Below are 17,205 nucleotides of genomic sequence, written 5' to 3' on the forward strand. Positions count from 1 at the left end.
ATGCCAATGGATCGAAGGGGCCCTCCGGTTTCCCCTCTGTCGGGGACCTCGCTCGTGATCGTAGCCCTGTTGCTGTCGCTTCTGGCGCTGGTGCTCGGCGTTCCGCTTTCGGGGCCAGTCGCGACAACCCTGTCCTGCCTGGCCTTGCTGGTGTTCGGGCTTCCGCATGGCACCTTGGACCTCGAGCTCATTCGCGCCCGCGCGGCCGGACCCTGGATGGGAATGGTGACCCTGGTACTCCTCTATCTTTCACTGGCGGCGTCCATGTACGCCCTGTGGCGGATCGAGCCGGTCCTCGCGCTCGCCGCCTTCATCGCCATTGCCGTCGTTCATTTTTCAGAGGACTGGCAAGGGGCGGGTTCGGTCCTGTTGAGGGCCGGCCTGGCGCTGGCTCTGTTGTCGGCCCCGACCCTGTTTCACCGTACTGAACTGGATCTGATCTTTACCGGTCTGACCGACCGGATCGAGGCGACCATGGTCACCGACGCCCTGCTGCTGGTCCTGCCTATGGCGATCGGGCTGGGGCTGATCGCCATTGCGGCCCTCTGGCAGGCGGGACGCAGGCCACAAGCCCTCGGTGGGCTGGTGGCGCTGACCGGGATGATCGTCCTGCCGCCGCTCGTGGGGTTCGCCCTCTATTTCTGCCTGTTCCACTCTCCACGTCACTTTCGCGAAAGCCTGGCGACCCTGTCATGGCCGGACCTTCGAGACTGGTGGGCCGTCGTTCTGCCACTCAGCCTTGCGGCGGGGGCGGTCGCCGTTCTGATCTTCGGACTGGAACTCAGAGCCGCCCTGCCCGACAGGATCATGGCGGCCAGTTTCATGACGCTGTCGATCCTGACCGTGCCCCACATGTTGGTGCCGCTGATCTCCGCCCGACTGCAGCGCAAGAATCCGGTCCCGGTGGCCGGCCTGACGACCTGAACCCCTCGCCTGACCGGGTTTGGCGGACCGGCCGCTGGCCCGACCTTCGACCTCCGACCTTCATGCCCCGTTAACCACGATGAAGCATCCCTGAAGGCCAGTCCCCGGGGCCAGCCTTTGCACAATCTCGTCTCAGCCGTCGAAGCGATCGATCCTCTGATCGTCACCGGCAAGGTGGCGGGCGTCAGCGGTCTGCTGATCGAGGCGCGGGGCGGACTGTCGCGACTGGCCGTGGGTGCCCGCGCCGAGATCGGTCGGCGCGGCACGACGCCCCTGCCGGCCGAGGTTGTGGGATTCCGCGATTCCAAGGCGCTCCTGATGCCCTTCGGGCCGGTCGAGGGCGTGGCCCCCGGCGCCGACATCCACATCATCGGCGAACAGGCCAGTGTCCGCCCGACCAAGGCCTGGCTCGGCCGCATCATCGACGCCTTTGGCCAGCCGATCGACGGCAAAGGCCCCCTGCCCCAGGGCGCCGCCCCCTACACCCTGCGCGCCTCGCCGCCGCCGGCCCATTCTCGCGGCCGGGTCGGAGAGCGCCTCGATCTGGGCGTCCGCTCCATGGATGTCTTCACCACCACCTGCCGCGGCCAGCGGCTGGGCATCTTCGCCGGCTCGGGCGTCGGCAAGTCCGTGCTGCTGTCGATGCTGGCCAAACAGGCCACCTGTGACGTCGTCGTCGTCGGCCTGATCGGTGAACGGGGCCGGGAGGTCCGTGAGTTCATCGAGGAGACCTTGGGCGAGGAGGGACTGCGCCGCGCCGTCGTCGTGGTCGCCACCTCCGACGAGCCCGCCCTGAAACGTCGCCAGTCCGCCTATATGACACTCGCCATCGCCGAATACTTCCGCGACCAGGATCTGGAAGTCCTGTGTCTGATGGACTCGGTCACCCGCTTCGCCATGGCGCAACGCGAGATCGGCCTGGCCGCAGGCGAGCCGCCGACGACCAAGGGCTACACCCCCACCGTCTTCACAGAACTGCCCAAACTGCTGGAACGCGCCGGCCCCGGCCCGGTCCGCCCCGACGGCACCACGGCCGGGCCGATCACCGCCCTGTTCACCGTGCTTGTGGACGGCGGCGACCATGACGAGCCGATCGCCGACGCCGTGCGAGGCATCCTCGACGGGCATATCGTGATGGATCGCAAGATCGCCGAGCGCGGACGCTTCCCGGCCATTGACGTGCTGAAGTCGGTCAGTCGCACCATGCCCGCCTGCCAGACCCCACCTGAGCGCGAACTGAACAAGCGCGCCCGCCAATGCCTGAGCGCCTACGCCTCGATGGAGGAGTTGATCAAGATCGGAGCCTATCGTGCCGGCGCCGATCCGATCACCGACAGGGCCATCGCCCTGAACCCCGCACTGGAGGCCTTCCTGGGCCAGGACAAGGAGGACGTCACCCGTCTTTCCGATTCCTTTACCCGCCTGGAGGCAATTCTGAATCAGGGCATGGCGCAGTGAACCATGCCCGCTGGAGTAAAACTGTATGACCGCCTGGGCCCATTCGCTGATCCGGATCTCCAACTACGAGGTCGAGACGCTGCAGAAGCGCCTCGCGGAGATCTCGAGCCGCAAGGTCTCCGCAGAGATGCGCCTGGCCGTGCTTGACGCTGAGGTCGAGGTGGAACGCGAACGCGCCCGCGCCGACGTCGAGGCCGGGCTGCTGCTTCAGGCCTATCTGGCCGGCTGGAAGGCCCGCAAGGGCGCCGCGGAAACCGATCTCGTTGCCCTCGATGCCGAGGAAGAAGGGGCCCGCGACGCCCTGACTGACGCCTATTCCGAGCTCAAGAAGTTCGAGCACGTCGCCGAGACCACCCGCCTCAACGCCCTCATCGCCGCCGGCAAGCGCGAGACCGCTGCCTTTGACGAAATGGGCCTGCGTCGCCGCAGCGCCTGATTTCCCGCGCGGCATGATCGACCGCCGCGCACTCCTCGCCTCCGCCCTGGCGCTGGCCGCCTGTGAGAAGAACGCCTCCGCCGCGCCCGCGATCGCGGCGACCCCGCTGAAATCCATCGCCCCCTTCCCCATCGGTACGGCTGCGATGTCCGGCCAGTTCGAGGACTCGGCCTGGGTCGACCTCTGCCTGACCCAGGTCTCCCAGCTCACGCCTGAGTGGGAGATGAAGATGGAGTACATCCTGTCGGAGACCGGTGACTACCGGTGGGACGCGCCTGACCGGATCGCCGACTTCTGCACCACCCACGGCCTGCGCCTCTACGGCACCACCCTGATCTGGTACTCGCAGGACAGCGCCTTCTTCCGCTCGCTGGACCCGACGCGATTCCGCACCGAGTACGACCGCTACATCGCAACTGTGGCCGGTCGCTATCGCGGTCGCGCCACCGGCTGGGATGTGGTCAATGAGGCAGTGGCCGAAGACGGCAACGGCCTGCGCACCTGCCTGTGGTCAGAGGCCCTCGGCCAGGACGGCTATATCGCCCGCGCCTTCGAACAGGCGAAGCTGGCCGATCCCGACGCGGTCCTGTTCCTCAACGACTACAATCTCGAAAACCTGCCGACCAAGGGCTCGACCTTCCTCCGCCTGGTCGAACGTCTGCTGAAGGCCGGCGTCCCCGTCGGCGGCATCGGCACCCAGTCCCATCTCGACATCGAAATTCCCGCCGGCCTGACGTCTGCTTTCTTCCGTGAGGCTGCCCAATTCGGCCTGCCGATCCATGTCTCCGAGCTCGACGCCAGCCTGCGATCCGAGGGCCGCATCGATCTGCGGTCGCCCCGACAGAAGATCGAACAACAGACCGCCCGCGTTGCCGAACTGACCGAAGCCTTCATGGACCTGCCGCCCGCACAGCGCTTCGCCTTCACGGTCTGGGGGCTGCGCGACACCGACAGCTGGTTGAGACGCGACGCCCGTGATGACGGCAAGGACAGCCCGTTGCTGTTCGACGCGGCCGGACGCCCCAATCCCATGTTCAAGGCCGTCGCCGACACGATGCGGGCCGGCTGATCCGGCCGCAGATGATGGTCACCGCTCAGGCGGGTCGTTGGTTTCTTCTGCCGTAGACAAAGATCGCCGATACCCGCGAGGACGTTCTGTGCGTTAAGGCAGACAGCGATCCTCCGCTCCTTCTACAAGGCTTTGATCATGAGACATGCGTTGGCGGCCGTGGGTGCGGCCCTGATGACGACGGCCTGTTCGACGGTCGGGGTGAGATCAGGCACCGAAGAGCCGGCCTATCAGAGCGTCGCAACCGTCGGCGCAATCGACATCCGGCGGTATGGCGAGCGGATCGCCGCCCAGACCGTGGTGACCGGCAACAGCGATGCGGCCCGCAACCAGGGCTTTCGAAGGCTGGCAGGATATATCTTCGGCGGCAACGCGCGGCGGTCCTCCATCGCAATGACGGCCCCCGTCTCGCAGGCCGGCGGAGGCGGATCGCAGTCAATCGCCATGACCGCGCCCGTGGCCCAGACGCCGTCGGGGGACGACCGCTGGACGGTCCAGTTCTTCATGCCTGCAGCCTATACGATGGACGAACTCCCCGTTCCGAACGACCCGACGGTCGAATTGGTCGTCGTCCCGGCGGAGACCTATGCGGTGATGAGGTTCAGCGGCGTCGGCTCGGTCCGCGCCGTAGAGACGCACAAGGCCCAGCTGTTGGCCGGACTGGCCGGCAGTGGATGGACCGCGCGCGGGGAGCCCGTCGTCTGGTTCTACGACCCGCCCTGGACCCTGCCGCCGATGCGCCGCAACGAGGTCGCGGTCCGGGTCGAGCGCGACTAGAGCCGACCCGGTCGATCGGCCGACCCGACTGCAGCGGAAAAGCAAAACGCCCGCCGTTTCCGGCGGGCGTTTCAATCCGGCTTCAGGCCTGACCCTTTCAGGCGGCGGCGCTGGCCGGGGCGGAGCCGGTGTTTTCCGACGGGTCGCGCAGGACGTAGCCGCGGCCCCAGACGGTTTCGATATAGTGCTTGCCGCCGGCGGCCGTCGCCAGCTTCTTGCGCAGCTTGCAGATGAAGACGTCGATGATCTTCAGCTCGGGCTCGTCCATGCCGCCGTAAAGGTGGTTCAGGAACATTTCCTTGGTCAGGGTCGTGCCCTTGCGGAGCGAGAGCAGCTCCAGCATCTGGTATTCCTTGCCCGTCAGGTGGACGCGGTGGCCATGCACCTCGACCGTCTTGCCGTCCAGGTTCACGGCGATCTCGCCGGTGTGGATGATGGCCTGGGCGTGCCCCTTGGAGCGGCGGACCACGGCGTGGGTGCGCGCGATCAGCTCGTCCTTGTGGAAGGGCTTGGTCATGTAGTCATCAGCGCCGCCGCCGAAGGTCTTGACCTTGGTCTCGATCTCCGTCGAGCCCGACAGGATCATGACCGGCGTATTGACCTTGCCGACGCGCAGCTGGCGCAGCACTTCCAGGCCGCTCATGTCCGGCAGGTTCAGGTCAAGAAGAATGAGATCGTAGTCATAGATCTTGCCCAGATCGATGCCTTCTTCGCCCAGGTCGGTCGTGTAGACGTTGAAGCCTTCCGACTTCAGCATCAGCTCGATGCTCTGCGCAGTCGCATGATCGTCTTCGATAAGCAGAACGCGCATTCATGCCCCTCCAGGCAAAAGCTAGACCATATGACCCGACGAATAAGCCCGGGTAACCTTGTTCGAGAGTTAACCCGTCGAACCCTTAAGAAGTATTAACGCCACCCCATGAAGGCGAATCTGGGGTGATTTGCGAATCGCGTCGAGACTCCACGAGTCAACGATTCGAATTATTTTCGCCGCCCGCCGTTTGGCCGTGCCTGATGCGCCTACATGAAATTCGCGGCAGTCCCGCCACAACTGGAGGTACGACCGATCCTGACGTCACACCGGACCATATTCCTAGCATGACGCACGCCCGCCCTTAGCATGGCGGACGCGCATCGACCTGGGAGGACCGCTTTGAACACACCCTATCGGATCATCGTACCGTCGCAGGATCGGGACCGAGCCGACCTGACGATGCACGTCGTGGCGATGCGCCTGGGGACGCCGATGGAAACCCTGACCCGCAAGGGCCGCCTGTCCTTGCCGGCGCTGCGGGTCCGGCGCGTGTCGCTGTATCTCGCCCATGTGGCGCTGGGCTGGACGCTCGAGCGCGTCGGTCACGCCTTCGGCCTGAACCGGCAGACTGTGTCGAGGGCCTGCACCCGGATGGAGGAGGCGCGCGACGAACCTCATCTGAACGATCTGCTCGACGAACTGGCGGCCACCATCCTCGGCCTGTGCGACGCCCCGCCGGTCACTGACCTGCCGGAGGTGGCGTGAGCGGCCCGGCGGTCCGGGCGCGCGGCCTGCTGGCGCGGGGCGGCTGGATCGACCTCGCCGCGGCGGACGGGAGCTACGCCCTGCGGATCGGCGGCGACCGCAGGGCGCGCGCCGCCATGACGCTGAACGAGGCGACCTTCCGCGCCCTCGTCGAAAGCCCCGGCCTGAAGGCGCGCAAGGGCGGCGGCTGGGTCGAACGCCCCGCCCCGACGAACCCACCCTCGCCACCACACGGCGCACCGGGTCGGATCGAGGGGGAACGGGCCGTCATGGAGCCCGACGGTCGTCTGACCCTGCGCCGCGCCAATCTGGGAGAGAGCCCCATCGGATGGCTGGCTCGCCGCAGGGACGCCGAGGGCCGTCCCTGGCTGTCCCCCGCCGAGATCGCGGCCGCCGAACGCCTCAGGCTCGACGCCGAACGCGCTCAATCAGGTCCATCCCTGACCATGCGCTGGGACGCCCTGCCCCGCGCGGGCGGCGGCGGGTCTTCAGGGCGTCTCGAGCCCGGCGACCGCGCGCTGGCGGCGTGGCGGCGTGTCGCGGAGGCGATGGAAGCATGCGGTCCGGCCACGCGAGGTTTCGTCGAGCACATCTGCATCCGGGGTCGGCCGATCCAGCTTGCCGAGCAGGATTTCGGACTGCGGCGGCGGGCCGGAAAATGGTTGCTCAAACAGGGGCTGGCAGCCTTGGCAGACCACTACAGGATCTTGTGATCAGGCGATTCGGCGTCGGCGGATGCGGCTCAGGGCCTCCGGCGTGATCCCCAGGTAGGATGCTACCACATATTGCGGTATGCGCCGCACGATCTCGGGCCGCATCTCAATCAAACGAGCATAGCGGGTTTCCGCGGACAGCTGGAGCAGGGCGGCGTTGCGGCGCTGGACGCCGGCCATGGCTTCCTCGATCAGACGGCGCCCGAAACGCTCCAGCGCATGATCGGCATCATAGGCGGCGAACAGGGCCGCACGGGGGATCAGCACGGCCCGCGTCGGTGCGAGAGCGTCGATATTCTGAAGCCCCGGCTGCCCGGTCGTCAGGGCGGAAACGTCGGCGAAGAACATGCCGTCGTCAAAGAATTGGCCAGTGTGCTCCACCCCGTCAGCAAGGAAATAGTAGCGGACCAGTCCCTGGCGGATGAACCAGAGCCCCTCGGCCGGGTCGCCGGCGCGAGCGAGGTGGCGGCCCTTCTCAAAAGCCTGTTCCCGCGCGCTGCTCACCAGGACCGCCAACGCCTCGGGATCCGGGACACGCGGCGTCGCCAGACGCAGGATTTCGGCCATCAGATCCGCGTTGTCCATCACGACCGCCCCGGTTCAGCCCAGATGACCCCGGGTCCAGTCGATGGTCCGTGCCAGGGCGGCCTCCAACGGGGTGGAGATGTCGCCGAAGGTGCGGATGAATTTCGAATGATCGACCACGAAAGGTTGCTCGAACTCATACAGCATCTCGATGCTTTCCCTCACCGGCGGCACAAACAGACCGATCAGGCCCAGCTCAAGGCGAGTGAAGCGTTTCAGGCGGGACGGTTGCTCCGCCAGCCGGAAGGCCAGTTCCAGGAACCTTCGGGTCGAGACAGCTGGAGCGTTGGGCACATGCCAGACCTGGCCGGCGCCCCGGTCGTCGGTCCCGAGGATCGCAAGGGCCGTGCCGAAATCCTCGACGAAAGTGTAGCTGTGCGGCGCATCTGAGTCGCCATAAACCTCGGCCGGCCTGCCCTGAACCACGGCCCGGAAGGCACGTTCGCCGACGGCGGAGCCGGCGACCCAGGGACCGAAGAAATCCGAACCCCGGGCCACCGCGACCGCGACCCGGCCAGCATCATGGGCGGCCATCAGGTCGCGATGCATGTCCGCGCGGACGCGACCTTTCCGCGTATTGGGGACCAGAGACAGGTCCTCCGTCATGACCTGCTTCACTGGGCCGTAGCCGTAGAGGTTCTCGCCCACGACCAGCCGGGCCCCAACCGAGGCGGCGGCTTCAATGGCGGCGGCCTGCAATGCAGGGAACAATCCAGGCCACTGGTGATAGGGCGGCTGGGCGCAGAGGTAGACTGCGGCGGCCCCCTCGCAGGCGCCGCGAGCGGCCGAAGGGTCGTTCAGGTCGGCGGCGATGACCTGGGCTCCGTCGGGAGGTTCCGGCATGGAGCCGCCCCGGCTGGCGAGGGCGACAGCCTGCCCCCGCCTTATCAGTGCCTGGGCAGTGGCGCGGCCCAGCGGGCCGGTTCCGAAGACGACGTGACGTGCGGTCATGACTCAAGTTCCTTGCCGGATGCGGGATCAGTGACGGGGGCGGACGGGCGTCAGGGCCCAGAGGCCGATCGCAAACAGGGCGAACTGCCAGGCGATATTGGTCAGGGTGAGCACCGGCCCCAGATCCATCCCGAACCCGGCCGGGATAGTCAGAAACAGCCCCAACCCGGTCAGGCCGAGCGTGCCCGCGAGCGCCGTCGGCAGGATCCCGCCAACACGCCAAAGGGACACGGCGATGGACAGGCTCCACAGGCCGCTGACCAGGCCGACGCCGATCACCTCGCCAATGCCGCCAGCGTAGGCATTGATCGCGCTGAACAGCAGATCGATACCACCCGTGGCAGCGCCGGATTGGTTATAGGCGTCGGCCAGGGCGGGCATGACGAACAGCCACCGGCTGATGCCGATCGCTTTCGCGAGCGCCGCAAATGTGGCGAGCGACAGATTCAGGCCCGCCATCGGTCCCGACAGGCCGAGCCGGCCGTTGAGGGCAGCGGTGGCAGGCACGAGTAGCAGCGCGGCGGCCAGATAGCTGGCGTAGCCCATGAGGACGGCCGGCTTGTTCTCCAGAAGGCGCGGCAGGGCGATGGCGGCCGGGTCGTCCAGACTGGCGGGCCAGTCGATCGCGGACGAGAGGATGAAGAAGGTGGTCCAGATCAGCACAAACTGGGCCGACAAGGTCAGTCCGGCCCAGAGGCCCGACACGCGACTGGGCACGGGCGAAGCGGTCAAAGTCATTGTGGTCTCCTTCGGCCCGAACGTGGGCGACGGAGAACTTGTGACGTGAGGCCGGGCGTACCGCCTTGATCCGGGTTAAGAAGAACGCCGGTTCAGTTCGAACCCATCGCCTCCTGCCGGATCCGCCCGACCATGGCGTTGAGTCCATTGGCCCTCTGCCGCGTCAACGCTTGCGGCAGGCCGAGCCGGTCCAGCGCCGCCTTCGCGTCAAAGGCCAATATCTGGTCGGCCGGCCGCCCTGAATAGAGCTTCAGCAGCAGCGCCACGTTGCCCTTGGAGATGGCGCTGTCGCTGTCGGCTCGGAACGTCAGCCGGCCACCCTCCCGCCCCGAGGCGAGCCAAACCTGGGCCGCGCAGCCGGGCACCTTGTTGGCCTCGTTCCGGTCGGCGTCCGGCAGGGGTGCCAGATCCTTGCCGAGGTCGATGACGTAGGCGATCCGTTGTTCCCAGTCCTCCAGCACCTCGAAATCCTCGGCCAGTTCGTTCAGGGTCGCGTCGATGCTGTCGGCCGGTTCGATCATGCCCCGTCAGATAGGCCGCGCGCGGAGTAACGACAACCGGCCCGTCCATCCCCGGTTGTCGGCCCTGGCGCACCCCGACGGAGTCGCCTCCTGCGGGTGCGGGCTTTAGGCGACTCGGCTGCAACGCTAGTCTCGCCGGCTGGCGCCCTCCCCATATGGCCCCTCGCCCCGGCCGCCCGGACACCTGTTTGACCTCTGCCCCCCGCCACGATCCGCACGCCTCTCCGCCGCCATCGCGCGCGATGGGCGACGGACTGTCGGCATTGACGGCCTGGCACGCGGCCTGGGCCGGGGGTGCGATCCTCTCGCTCGTGACCGGTGCGACCCTGGGCTGGCTCAGCGGCCCGGCGATCTTCGGCGCCGCGGCCATCGCAGTACCCGGCCTCGCGGGCCTTGCCCTGGTATGGCGGGACGGAACGGGCGAGCGCTCCTTGTTGCTGATGGTGTGGACCCTCGCGGCCCTGGCAGCCGCCATGCTGTCGGGCGGACTGGCCGGACCTCTGGCCGGGTACGGGATCATGCCCTTCGTCGCAGCCCTGGCGCTCGGCGGCCCCCGGCATGGCGTCAGACTGGCCCAGGCGGGCGCGGTCGGATCGGGGGTCGCGGCGCTCGGCGGCCAGCTCTCTGCCCTTTTCGTCGGCCAACCGGAGAGCCAGCCCCTGTCGGCGTCGGCCTCCGTCGTCCTCGCCATGGTCTTCGCCGTTCTGGCCGTGCGCCTTTCATGGCGGCTACGCGAAAACAAGCTGAACGCCGCGGAAGCCATGAGCCAGCGCATCGAGACCCTGCTGGCCGCCCAGCCGGCGCTCACACTGGTGCTCGAGCCGGCGGGTCGCATCCTGGCCGCCTACGGTTCCGCCCCGCCCGCCCTGGACCCTGAGGGCCTGTTCCAGTCGGGCCTGTTCGCCGCTGTCCACGCCCCCGACCGTCCCGCCGTCCTCGCCGCCATTGACCGCGCGGTGGCAGGCCAGGAAGGCCAGGCCCAGTTCGCGCCGCGGATCGCGCTCGATCGCCGCGTCAATCTGATCATTCGCCGGATGGACGACGGAGACAGCGGCCCGCGCCTGATTGCCCAGGCCTTCGACGACACCCGTCAGTTCGCCACCGAGATCGGCCTGGAGGCCGCCCGTGCCGAGGCCGAGGCCAGGGACAGCGGCAAGACCCGCTTCCTCGCCAACATGTCCCACGAACTGCGCACGCCGCTGAATGCGGTGCTCGGCTTCTCCGACATCATGCGCCAGCGCCTGTTCGGACCCCTGCCCCAGAAGTATGCCGACTATGCCGACAGCATTCACGAGGCCGGCGGCCACCTGCTGGAACTGATCAACGACGTGCTCGACGTGTCCAAGATCGAGGCCGAACGCTACGAGCTGTCGCGCGAAAGGTTCGACGCCCGCGAGGTGGTTTCCGCCGCCGTCGCCCTCGTTCGCGTCACGGCGACCGACAAGGGCATCGGCCTCAACAGCCTCGTCCCGGACGACCCCCTGACCGTCGACGCTGATCGCCGCGCGCTCAAGCAGATCACGCTCAATCTGTTGTCCAACGCGATCAAATTCACCCCGGCTGGCGGATCGGTGACCCTGACGCTGGAGGTCATCGGCCCTTACCTGGAGCTGGTTGTATCGGACACCGGCGTCGGCATCGCCGCCCGCGACCTGAAACGCCTCGGTCGCCCGTTCGAACAGGCCGGTGCCGTCGAGCAGAAGATCCAGGGCACTGGCCTCGGCCTCTCCCTGGTCCGCGCCCTCGCCGAACTGCACGGCGGCCGGATGAGCCTCGACTCGACCCTCGGCGAGGGCACGGCGGTCACGGTGCGAATGCCGGTCGCGGTCGCCGTGCGCCCGGTCGCGCCCGAAGGCGGAGCGGAGATCATTGCGCTGAACCTGGGCGGCTAGACCGTGCCCAAGGCCACGAACGCCCGCGCTGCCGCGAAGTCCCCGGCCTCGAAGGTCGCGGTCGCGACGCTGCCGTCGCGGAACAGGAACTGGATCAGGAAGGGCTCGCGCGGGTCGAGGCGGGACAGCCGGTCGCCCGCCGTCGACGGGAAATACCAGGTCTCGCCCTGGGTCTTGCCGGTCATCAGCAAGGTCGCCGCGGCCGGGGCGGTTCCGGCGGACCAGACTTCCTGGCGCGCGGTCTCGGGCGGCAGGACCGCGCGGCCGGAGGCAGTTAGCCACGGACGGGCGGCCAGGGTCGGGTCGCGCATCACGATCCGCGTCGCATAGGGACGCGGACGGCCCACGAAGGACACGACCGCCGAAAGGGTTTCTCCGCCGAATACGGTGCCCGAGCCCGGAGCGGCTGCGCTGAGGCCGAACCGCACCGGCGAGGCGCCGGTGACCGAGGTCTGCACCAGACGCCAGGTCGCGACCTCCCGACGGACACGATCCGCGGTCCAGGTGGCGCGGTCGCCGATGAAATCCATCCGGGGAATGCGCTGCCAGCCGGCGAAGGCGTCGGCGACCCGGTCCCGCACCGTGGCCAGTTCGGGGTTGGCGCAGGAGACCTGACGCGCCCGCGACCGGGCCCGCGCGGCCGTCGCCTGAAGCGTCGCCTCTGTCGTGCCGGCGCGCAGGGCCGCCCCCCGCGACTGCAGGGTCGCGGCCGACAGGGCCCCCGCGACCGGCGCCAGGAACAGCCGGCATTTCTCGTGCGCCGCCAGAATGAAGGTCCGATCGTAGAAGGTCCCGGTGCCGTCGGCGAAGGCGGCCGCGGGCGTCGTCGCCATCAGGACAGCGGCGGTCATGGCTCTGGCGGTGCGGGTCGAAAGGCCTATCCTCATGAGCCCACCGTAGCGCCACGGCGTTCCGGTCCCGTTTCCGAGCAGGGTTACCGATTTGCTTCTGAACTCAGACCTGTGGGTCGGCGCCCTGATCCGCCGCGCCGGGATCGAAGGGGCCAGTGCGACCGTCGTGCGCCGGGGCGACGCACGCGCCGGGACCGTGATCGTGAAGGCCTACAACACCTCCGACCGGACGGCGCGGCTGTATTCGGAAGCCTTCGGCCAGGATGGAGACCGACTCTGGATCCAGCCGGTCAGCGGGACCGAAAGCGAACTGGACGCCTATATCGAACGCCAGCGCACCTATGACCCGGACCTCTGGGTGGTCGAGGTGGAAGATCGCGAGGGCCGGCATTTCATCGTCGAGACGGTCCAGGACTGAGCCCTTCAACAGTCGAAAATCCTTAACGACGTTCGGGAACCGGATTGAAAACCACTCGGACCTAGGGTCACGACGTCGGCGAGAAACGTCGGCGGCAAGCGAGTGCCCCAATATGCTGTTTCTCCTGAACGACGTGGTGTTCGACCTGGACGAGGCCTCTCCGGTCACGTCGGCCGATGCGCGCCGGTTCGAGAAGCTGGGCTTCGACTATCTGATGGAACTCGGCTGCGAGCTTTTTGCAGAAGACCCGCTGCTTCACCGGAACGATCCCGAACGCGCCCGTCGTCTCGCCTGGCTGATCCACGACCGCTCGCCGGAGGTGAACGCCGCCCTGTTCGCGGCACCCGAGACAGACTGCGACCCGGCCCTGGTCGAGCCGCAGTTCTGCGCCCTGCCCGCCGCCGTGCTGGACCAGCTCATGTTGCGCGGCCGCAAGGGCAAGCTGGACGCCGTCGCCGCGGACCGCGCCGTCTGGGGCAGAATGGCCGCCTGAGGCCAGGCCGTCACACCGACGCTTGTCTATCGGACGCATGCCCCGCTAGGTTGAAACCTTCTCGGGAAGTTCAGCCATGCGTATCTCTTTCGCCTTGCGGGGTCTCTCGCTCGCCGTGGCCCTCGTCATCTGTGCCGCTGCCCCGGCACGCGCGGACTTCCTGCGCGCCGAGACCGAGCATTTCGTCATCCAGGGCGAGATCAGCCGGGGCGCCATCTCCGAATACGCCCGCAAGGTCGAACGCTTCCACGAGATGCTCGAGATGTTTCGGCCGCCGAATAGCGACGAGTTCGCAGCGCCCAAGCTCTGGATCTATCTGGCGGCCAACAATGAGACGATGCGGCAGGTCTGGCCCGGAGTGCCGACGACGGTCGGGGGCTTCTACAGCCGCAACGACGGCCGGATCTACGCGGTGGTCGACCTGAGCAATGAGAACAGCGACTCCATCCTGTTCCACGAATACGCTCACCACTACATGTTCCAGTACCACAACGAGGCCTACCCGGCCTGGTTCGTGGAAGGATTCGCCGAATATCTGGCGCCCTCCGACCTTCGCTGGGGGCGCATCCGCTACGGTCTTTGGAGCGAGGGCCGACTCAATTCCCTGGCCCAGGCCAATAACTGGATCCCGATGCGTACCGTGCTGAGCGCGCGACCCAATCTCGGTTCCAGACAGGGCTCCGCCTACTACGCGCAAGCCTGGCTGCTGACCCACTACATGAACGGGACGCCCGAGCGACAACGCCAATTCAGCGCCTATCTCGCCGCCGTCGCAAGGGGCGAGGAGTCCGTGGCGGCCTTCGAGGCGCAGACCGGCCAGACACCTGAACGACTGACCAACAGCCTGCGGGCCTACCTGGGGCGCGGCGTGACGGTGTACACCCTGACCCAGGCCCTGCCGGTGGCCGAGGTGACCGTTACGGCCCTGCCCGACAGCACGAAGGATGCGATCTGGCTGGATCTGCGTTCGATGCGTTCGCTGGGTGACGACAAGGATGCTCTGATCCAGCGGGTCAGGACGATGGCCGCGCGCCATCCGGGCGAGCGCCTGCCGACCGTGACCCTGGCCAAATTTCTCATCGAGGCCGAACTGCCCGCAGAAGCGATCACCACGCTGGAACCGGTGATCGCCGCAGACCCCGCCGATGCGGAGGCGCTATGGCTGATGGCCAGTGCCGAGATGGATGTCGCCGACGACCTCGAAGACCCCGCCGCACGCGCGGCCCTGATGCGTCAGGCACAGCTTCGACTGGGCGCCGCCTATGAGGCCGATCCGCTCGATTTCCGGGTCTACATGGCCCTGCTGCGCAATCGCCGCAGCGCACCGGGCTATCCCAGCGACAACGATCTGAACATCGCGGTGTCCGCCTATCGACTGGCTCCACAACTGGGGTCCACGGCGTTCGAGGCTGCACAGATCCTGATGGCCAAGGAACAGTATCTCGAGGCCGTGAGCGTTCTGTCGCCGCTGGCGAACAACCCGCATGACGGCGGAGACCTCGCCTCGGTGCGCGAGCTGCTGGCGCAGGCGCGTGAGCGCGCCGGCCTTGAGCCGCTGACGACGGACGCGCCGCCGGCGGTCGAGGAGACCGGGCCGGCTGACTGACGTCCCTACATCAGGACGTTGAACACCACATGCACGAGACCGGCCGTCCCGATGATCACGCCGAAGCCCGCGAGCAGGCAGATTGCGGGGTGAAACTCGCGTTCCGTGAACCGTCTGGAAGGCGCCCGGACGGTCGAAACGCGGTGTGCTGAATCCAGCAGAGCCATAGCCGTTTCCTTCTTCCCTGCGGCGTCCGGCTCATGTCCGGAACGTCTCGCGCTGACGAGAATGACTCCAAAGACCTGTGATGGCGAGCGGTTTCCGACTGCATTGTCGAACGACCTTCGAGAACGGGCAAAGACGCCCGCCCGCGTGACTTTCAAGCCGTCGCGCGCTACCTCCCGCCCCCATGTCGAAACTGACCCTCGAACAGGAGGCCCTGCGCCGCAGGACCTTCGCCATCATCGCGCACCCCGACGCCGGCAAGACCACGCTGACGGAACATATCCTGCTGTCCGGCGGCGCCATCCGGGCGGCCGGCGCGGTGCGGGCGCGCGGCGAGAACCGGCGGACCCAGTCCGACTGGATGAAGATCGAGAAGGAGCGCGGCATCTCGGTCAGCGCCTCGGTCATGACGTTCGAGCACGACGGCAAGATGTTCAACCTGCTCGATACGCCCGGGCACGAAGACTTCTCCGAAGACACCTACCGCACCCTGACCGCCGCCGACTGCGCGATCATGGTGCTGGACGCCGCCAAGGGCATCGAGCCGCAGACGCTCAAGCTGTTCGAGGTCTGCCGCCTGCGCGACATTCCGATCATCACCTTCATCAACAAGCTGGACCGCGAGGCCCAGGACCCGATGGCCCTGCTGGACGAGATCGCCTCCCGGCTTCAGCTCGACCCGTCGCCGATCTGGTGGCCGGCCGAGAGCGGCAACCGCCTGCGCGGCATGGTCGAGATGGGCACCGGCAGGTTCCAGCCCTATGCGAAGAAGCCCGCGGGCTCGAAGGACGACGTCCCCCACCCGGCCGCCTTGCCGCTGGCAGAGGCCGGTGAATATTTCGAGGCGGGCGAGCTTCAGGCCCTGATGGACGCCCAGGAACTGGTCGAGGGCGGCTATCCCGCATTCGACCGCCAGTCCTTCCTTGAAGGCCATATGACCCCCGTCCTGTGGGGTTCGGCGCTGCGCCACTTCGGCATCGACGAACTGCTGGCCGCCATCGGCGAATGGGCTCCGCCGCCCAAGACCATGCCGGCCCGCAAGGAAGCCCCGCCCGAGACCCGCAACGCCCCCGCTCCGGTCGAACTGACGGTCGAGCCCGGCAATGCCGAGGTCACCGGCTTCGTCTTCAAGGTCCAGGCCAATATGGACCCCAACCACCGCGACCGGATCGCCATGTTCCGCATGGCATCAGGCAGCTTCAAGCGCGGCATGAAGCTGAAGGTCCAGAATACCGGCAAACAGCTGTCGGTGAACGCCCCCATCATGTTCTTCGCCTCCGACCGCGAACTGGCCGACGACGCCTTCGCCGGCGATGTGATCGGCATTCCGAACCACGGCGTCCTGCGCGTCGGCGACAGCCTGTCCGAAAGCGGCCTGATCCGGTTCGCCGGCCTGCCGAACTTCGCGCCGGAAATCCTTCAGCGCGTCCGGGTCAAGGATCCGCTCAAGGCCAAACATCTGAAGAAGGCGCTCGACGGTCTGGCCGAGGAGGGCGTGACCCAGCTGTTCCGCCCCGAGATCGGCGCGGACTTCATCGTCGGGGCCGTCGGCCAGCTGCAGTTCGAGGTCATGGCCGACCGACTGGGCGAGGAATACGGCCTGGAGGTCATCTTCGAGCACAGCCCCTATGCCGAGGCGCGCTGGATCGACGGCGACAAGGCCGACGTCGAGGACTTCATGGGCAAATACCGCGGCCAGATGGCCCGCGACATCGACCAGGCCCCGGTTTTCCTCGCCAAGTCGAGCTGGGAGACCGGCTATGTGATGGAGCGCTTCCCGAAGGTCGCCTTCACCAAGACGAAGGAACGCGGCTAGAGCTTCGTCAGCACGCCTCGCCTGAGGGCGAAGTAGCCGCCGAACAGGCCGAACGGGATCAGGATCACCATCGGGTTGGTGCGCGAACCGATCCACGGCAGGTCCAGCCACGTTAGGCCGACGAAGGCGGCCACGATCCAGATCGCAGCCAGCACATCGATCACGTGCAGCAGCCTGAATCTGTAAGGACCTCTGGCGCTCATCACGTTCCGTCAGGTGGATTCGGAATGAATCCTGGCCGCGCGCCTTCGTTTTGTCGTCCGGGCCTGCTTC

At 67.3% G+C, this 17,205-nt stretch carries 20 protein-coding genes; 12 read left to right on the plus strand and 8 right to left on the minus strand.

The window, feature by feature from the left end; genetic code table 11:
• Positions 1-54: 54 nt before the first annotated feature.
• From Q0044_RS11135 to Q0044_RS11155, 5 genes are all read left to right on the plus strand, one after another.
• Complete coding sequence (locus tag Q0044_RS11135) at positions 55-924, plus strand: Brp/Blh family beta-carotene 15,15'-dioxygenase (RefSeq protein ID WP_298162245.1); 870 nt, start codon at positions 55-57, stop codon at positions 922-924.
• Between the two features lie 117 nt (positions 925-1,041).
• Positions 1,042-2,382, plus strand: coding sequence for a flagellar protein export ATPase FliI (gene fliI, locus Q0044_RS11140; RefSeq protein WP_298162246.1), 1,341 nt, complete (start codon positions 1,042-1,044; stop codon positions 2,380-2,382).
• A 25-nt stretch (positions 2,383-2,407) separates the two neighbouring features.
• A complete protein-coding gene (locus tag Q0044_RS11145) occupies positions 2,408-2,818 on the plus strand; it encodes a flagellar export protein FliJ (RefSeq protein ID WP_298162247.1) in 411 nt (136 codons plus the stop codon).
• Between the two features lie 13 nt (positions 2,819-2,831).
• On the plus strand, positions 2,832-3,887 hold the full coding sequence (locus tag Q0044_RS11150; protein ID WP_298162410.1) for an endo-1,4-beta-xylanase: 1,056 nt from the start codon (positions 2,832-2,834) through the stop codon (positions 3,885-3,887).
• Between the two features lie 138 nt (positions 3,888-4,025).
• Positions 4,026-4,664: an SOUL family heme-binding protein gene (locus Q0044_RS11155; protein ID WP_298162249.1), complete on the plus strand. Its 639-nt coding sequence runs from the start codon at positions 4,026-4,028 to the stop codon at positions 4,662-4,664.
• 97 nt (positions 4,665-4,761) lie between these two features.
• Here Q0044_RS11155 and ctrA read toward each other — a convergent pair whose 3' ends face one another.
• On the minus strand, positions 4,762-5,475 hold the full coding sequence (gene ctrA, locus Q0044_RS11160; RefSeq protein WP_298162250.1) for a response regulator transcription factor CtrA: 714 nt from the start codon (positions 5,473-5,475) through the stop codon (positions 4,762-4,764).
• A 342-nt stretch (positions 5,476-5,817) separates the two neighbouring features.
• Between ctrA and Q0044_RS11165 the strand changes: the two genes are divergently transcribed.
• Both Q0044_RS11165 and Q0044_RS11170 read left to right on the plus strand, forming a co-directional pair.
• The gene (locus Q0044_RS11165; protein ID WP_298162251.1) at positions 5,818-6,183 is read left to right on the plus strand and encodes a chromosomal replication initiator DnaA; all 366 of its coding nucleotides are present in this window, start codon (positions 5,818-5,820) and stop codon (positions 6,181-6,183) included.
• A complete protein-coding gene (locus Q0044_RS11170; RefSeq protein WP_298162252.1) occupies positions 6,180-6,896 on the plus strand; it encodes a DUF6456 domain-containing protein in 717 nt (238 codons plus the stop codon). The genes Q0044_RS11165 and Q0044_RS11170 overlap by 4 nt, the downstream gene beginning before the upstream one ends.
• On the opposite strand, the gene Q0044_RS11175 is transcribed toward Q0044_RS11170, so the two are convergent.
• The 4 genes from Q0044_RS11175 to Q0044_RS11190 form a co-directional block, all read right to left on the minus strand.
• Complete coding sequence (locus Q0044_RS11175; protein ID WP_298162253.1) at positions 6,897-7,481, minus strand: Crp/Fnr family transcriptional regulator; 585 nt, start codon at positions 7,479-7,481, stop codon at positions 6,897-6,899.
• Positions 7,482-7,496: 15 nt separating this feature from the next.
• Positions 7,497-8,432, minus strand: a complete 936-nt coding sequence (locus tag Q0044_RS11180) for an NAD-dependent epimerase/dehydratase family protein (protein ID WP_298162254.1) — start codon at positions 8,430-8,432, stop codon at positions 7,497-7,499.
• Between the two features lie 27 nt (positions 8,433-8,459).
• Entirely contained in the window at positions 8,460-9,170 is a 711-nt protein-coding gene (locus Q0044_RS11185) for a DUF4386 family protein (RefSeq protein ID WP_298162255.1), read from the minus strand.
• A 92-nt stretch (positions 9,171-9,262) separates the two neighbouring features.
• The gene (locus tag Q0044_RS11190) at positions 9,263-9,691 is read right to left on the minus strand and encodes a SufE family protein (protein ID WP_298162256.1); all 429 of its coding nucleotides are present in this window, start codon (positions 9,689-9,691) and stop codon (positions 9,263-9,265) included.
• 188 nt (positions 9,692-9,879) lie between these two features.
• On the opposite strand from Q0044_RS11190, the gene Q0044_RS11195 reads away from it, so the two are divergent.
• Entirely contained in the window at positions 9,880-11,583 is a 1,704-nt protein-coding gene (locus tag Q0044_RS11195) for a sensor histidine kinase (protein WP_298162257.1), read from the plus strand.
• Here Q0044_RS11195 and Q0044_RS11200 read toward each other — a convergent pair.
• Positions 11,580-12,434 (minus strand): hypothetical protein, encoded by an 855-nt coding sequence (locus tag Q0044_RS11200; protein ID WP_298162259.1) that lies wholly within the window; start codon positions 12,432-12,434, stop codon positions 11,580-11,582. The two genes, Q0044_RS11195 and Q0044_RS11200, sit on opposite strands and share 4 nt — an antisense overlap.
• 91 nt (positions 12,435-12,525) lie before the next feature.
• Between Q0044_RS11200 and Q0044_RS11205 the strand changes: the two genes are divergently transcribed.
• The 3 genes from Q0044_RS11205 (at position 12,526) to Q0044_RS11215 (ending at position 14,951) form a co-directional block, all read left to right on the plus strand.
• A complete protein-coding gene (locus Q0044_RS11205; RefSeq protein WP_298162260.1) occupies positions 12,526-12,852 on the plus strand; it encodes a DUF1491 family protein in 327 nt (108 codons plus the stop codon).
• Between the two features lie 112 nt (positions 12,853-12,964).
• The gene (locus Q0044_RS11210) at positions 12,965-13,345 is read left to right on the plus strand and encodes a hypothetical protein (RefSeq protein WP_298162261.1); all 381 of its coding nucleotides are present in this window, start codon (positions 12,965-12,967) and stop codon (positions 13,343-13,345) included.
• A 76-nt stretch (positions 13,346-13,421) separates the two neighbouring features.
• On the plus strand, positions 13,422-14,951 hold the full coding sequence (locus Q0044_RS11215; RefSeq protein WP_298162262.1) for a hypothetical protein: 1,530 nt from the start codon (positions 13,422-13,424) through the stop codon (positions 14,949-14,951).
• 5 nt (positions 14,952-14,956) lie between these two features.
• Here Q0044_RS11215 and Q0044_RS11220 read toward each other — a convergent pair whose 3' ends face one another.
• Complete coding sequence (locus Q0044_RS11220; RefSeq protein ID WP_298162263.1) at positions 14,957-15,118, minus strand: hypothetical protein; 162 nt, start codon at positions 15,116-15,118, stop codon at positions 14,957-14,959.
• Positions 15,119-15,300: 182 nt separating this feature from the next.
• On the opposite strand from Q0044_RS11220, the gene Q0044_RS11225 reads away from it, so the two are divergent.
• The gene (locus Q0044_RS11225) at positions 15,301-16,932 is read left to right on the plus strand and encodes a peptide chain release factor 3 (RefSeq protein ID WP_298162264.1); all 1,632 of its coding nucleotides are present in this window, start codon (positions 15,301-15,303) and stop codon (positions 16,930-16,932) included.
• On the opposite strand, the gene Q0044_RS11230 is transcribed toward Q0044_RS11225, so the two are convergent.
• Positions 16,929-17,135 carry a hypothetical protein gene (locus Q0044_RS11230; protein ID WP_298162265.1) on the minus strand — a complete coding sequence of 69 codons (207 nt, stop codon included), beginning with the start codon at positions 17,133-17,135 and terminating at the stop codon, positions 16,929-16,931. The two genes, Q0044_RS11225 and Q0044_RS11230, sit on opposite strands and share 4 nt — an antisense overlap.
• Between the last annotated feature and the right edge of the window lie 70 nt (positions 17,136-17,205).

The sequence above is a fragment of the Brevundimonas sp. genome (assembly GCF_027484365.1).
Lineage (GTDB): Bacteria > Pseudomonadota > Alphaproteobacteria > Caulobacterales > Caulobacteraceae > Brevundimonas.

Excerpts from the sequence above, each read along its gene's own strand:
- Q0044_RS11190 (WP_298162256.1), bottom strand. The coding sequence starts at position 9,691 with ATGATCGAACCGGCCGACAGCATCGACGCGACCCTGAACGAACTGGCC.
- Q0044_RS11230 (WP_298162265.1), bottom strand. The coding sequence starts at position 17,135 with ATGAGCGCCAGAGGTCCTTACAGATTCAGGCTGCTGCACGTGATCGAT.
- Q0044_RS11200 (WP_298162259.1), bottom strand. The coding sequence starts at position 12,434 with ATGACCGCCGCTGTCCTGATGGCGACGACGCCCGCGGCCGCCTTCGCC.
- Q0044_RS11225 (WP_298162264.1), top strand. The coding sequence starts at position 15,301 with ATGTCGAAACTGACCCTCGAACAGGAGGCCCTGCGCCGCAGGACCTTC.
- Q0044_RS11145 (WP_298162247.1), top strand. The coding sequence starts at position 2,408 with ATGACCGCCTGGGCCCATTCGCTGATCCGGATCTCCAACTACGAGGTC.
- Q0044_RS11210 (WP_298162261.1), top strand. The coding sequence starts at position 12,965 with ATGCTGTTTCTCCTGAACGACGTGGTGTTCGACCTGGACGAGGCCTCT.
- Q0044_RS11180 (WP_298162254.1), bottom strand. The coding sequence starts at position 8,432 with ATGACCGCACGTCACGTCGTCTTCGGAACCGGCCCGCTGGGCCGCGCC.
- Q0044_RS11215 (WP_298162262.1), top strand. The coding sequence starts at position 13,422 with ATGCGTATCTCTTTCGCCTTGCGGGGTCTCTCGCTCGCCGTGGCCCTC.
- Q0044_RS11150 (WP_298162410.1), top strand. The coding sequence starts at position 2,832 with ATGATCGACCGCCGCGCACTCCTCGCCTCCGCCCTGGCGCTGGCCGCC.
- Q0044_RS11220 (WP_298162263.1), bottom strand. The coding sequence starts at position 15,118 with ATGGCTCTGCTGGATTCAGCACACCGCGTTTCGACCGTCCGGGCGCCT.
- Q0044_RS11155 (WP_298162249.1), top strand. The coding sequence starts at position 4,026 with ATGAGACATGCGTTGGCGGCCGTGGGTGCGGCCCTGATGACGACGGCC.
- Q0044_RS11175 (WP_298162253.1), bottom strand. The coding sequence starts at position 7,481 with ATGGACAACGCGGATCTGATGGCCGAAATCCTGCGTCTGGCGACGCCG.
- ctrA (WP_298162250.1), bottom strand. The coding sequence starts at position 5,475 with ATGCGCGTTCTGCTTATCGAAGACGATCATGCGACTGCGCAGAGCATC.
- Q0044_RS11185 (WP_298162255.1), bottom strand. The coding sequence starts at position 9,170 with ATGACTTTGACCGCTTCGCCCGTGCCCAGTCGCGTGTCGGGCCTCTGG.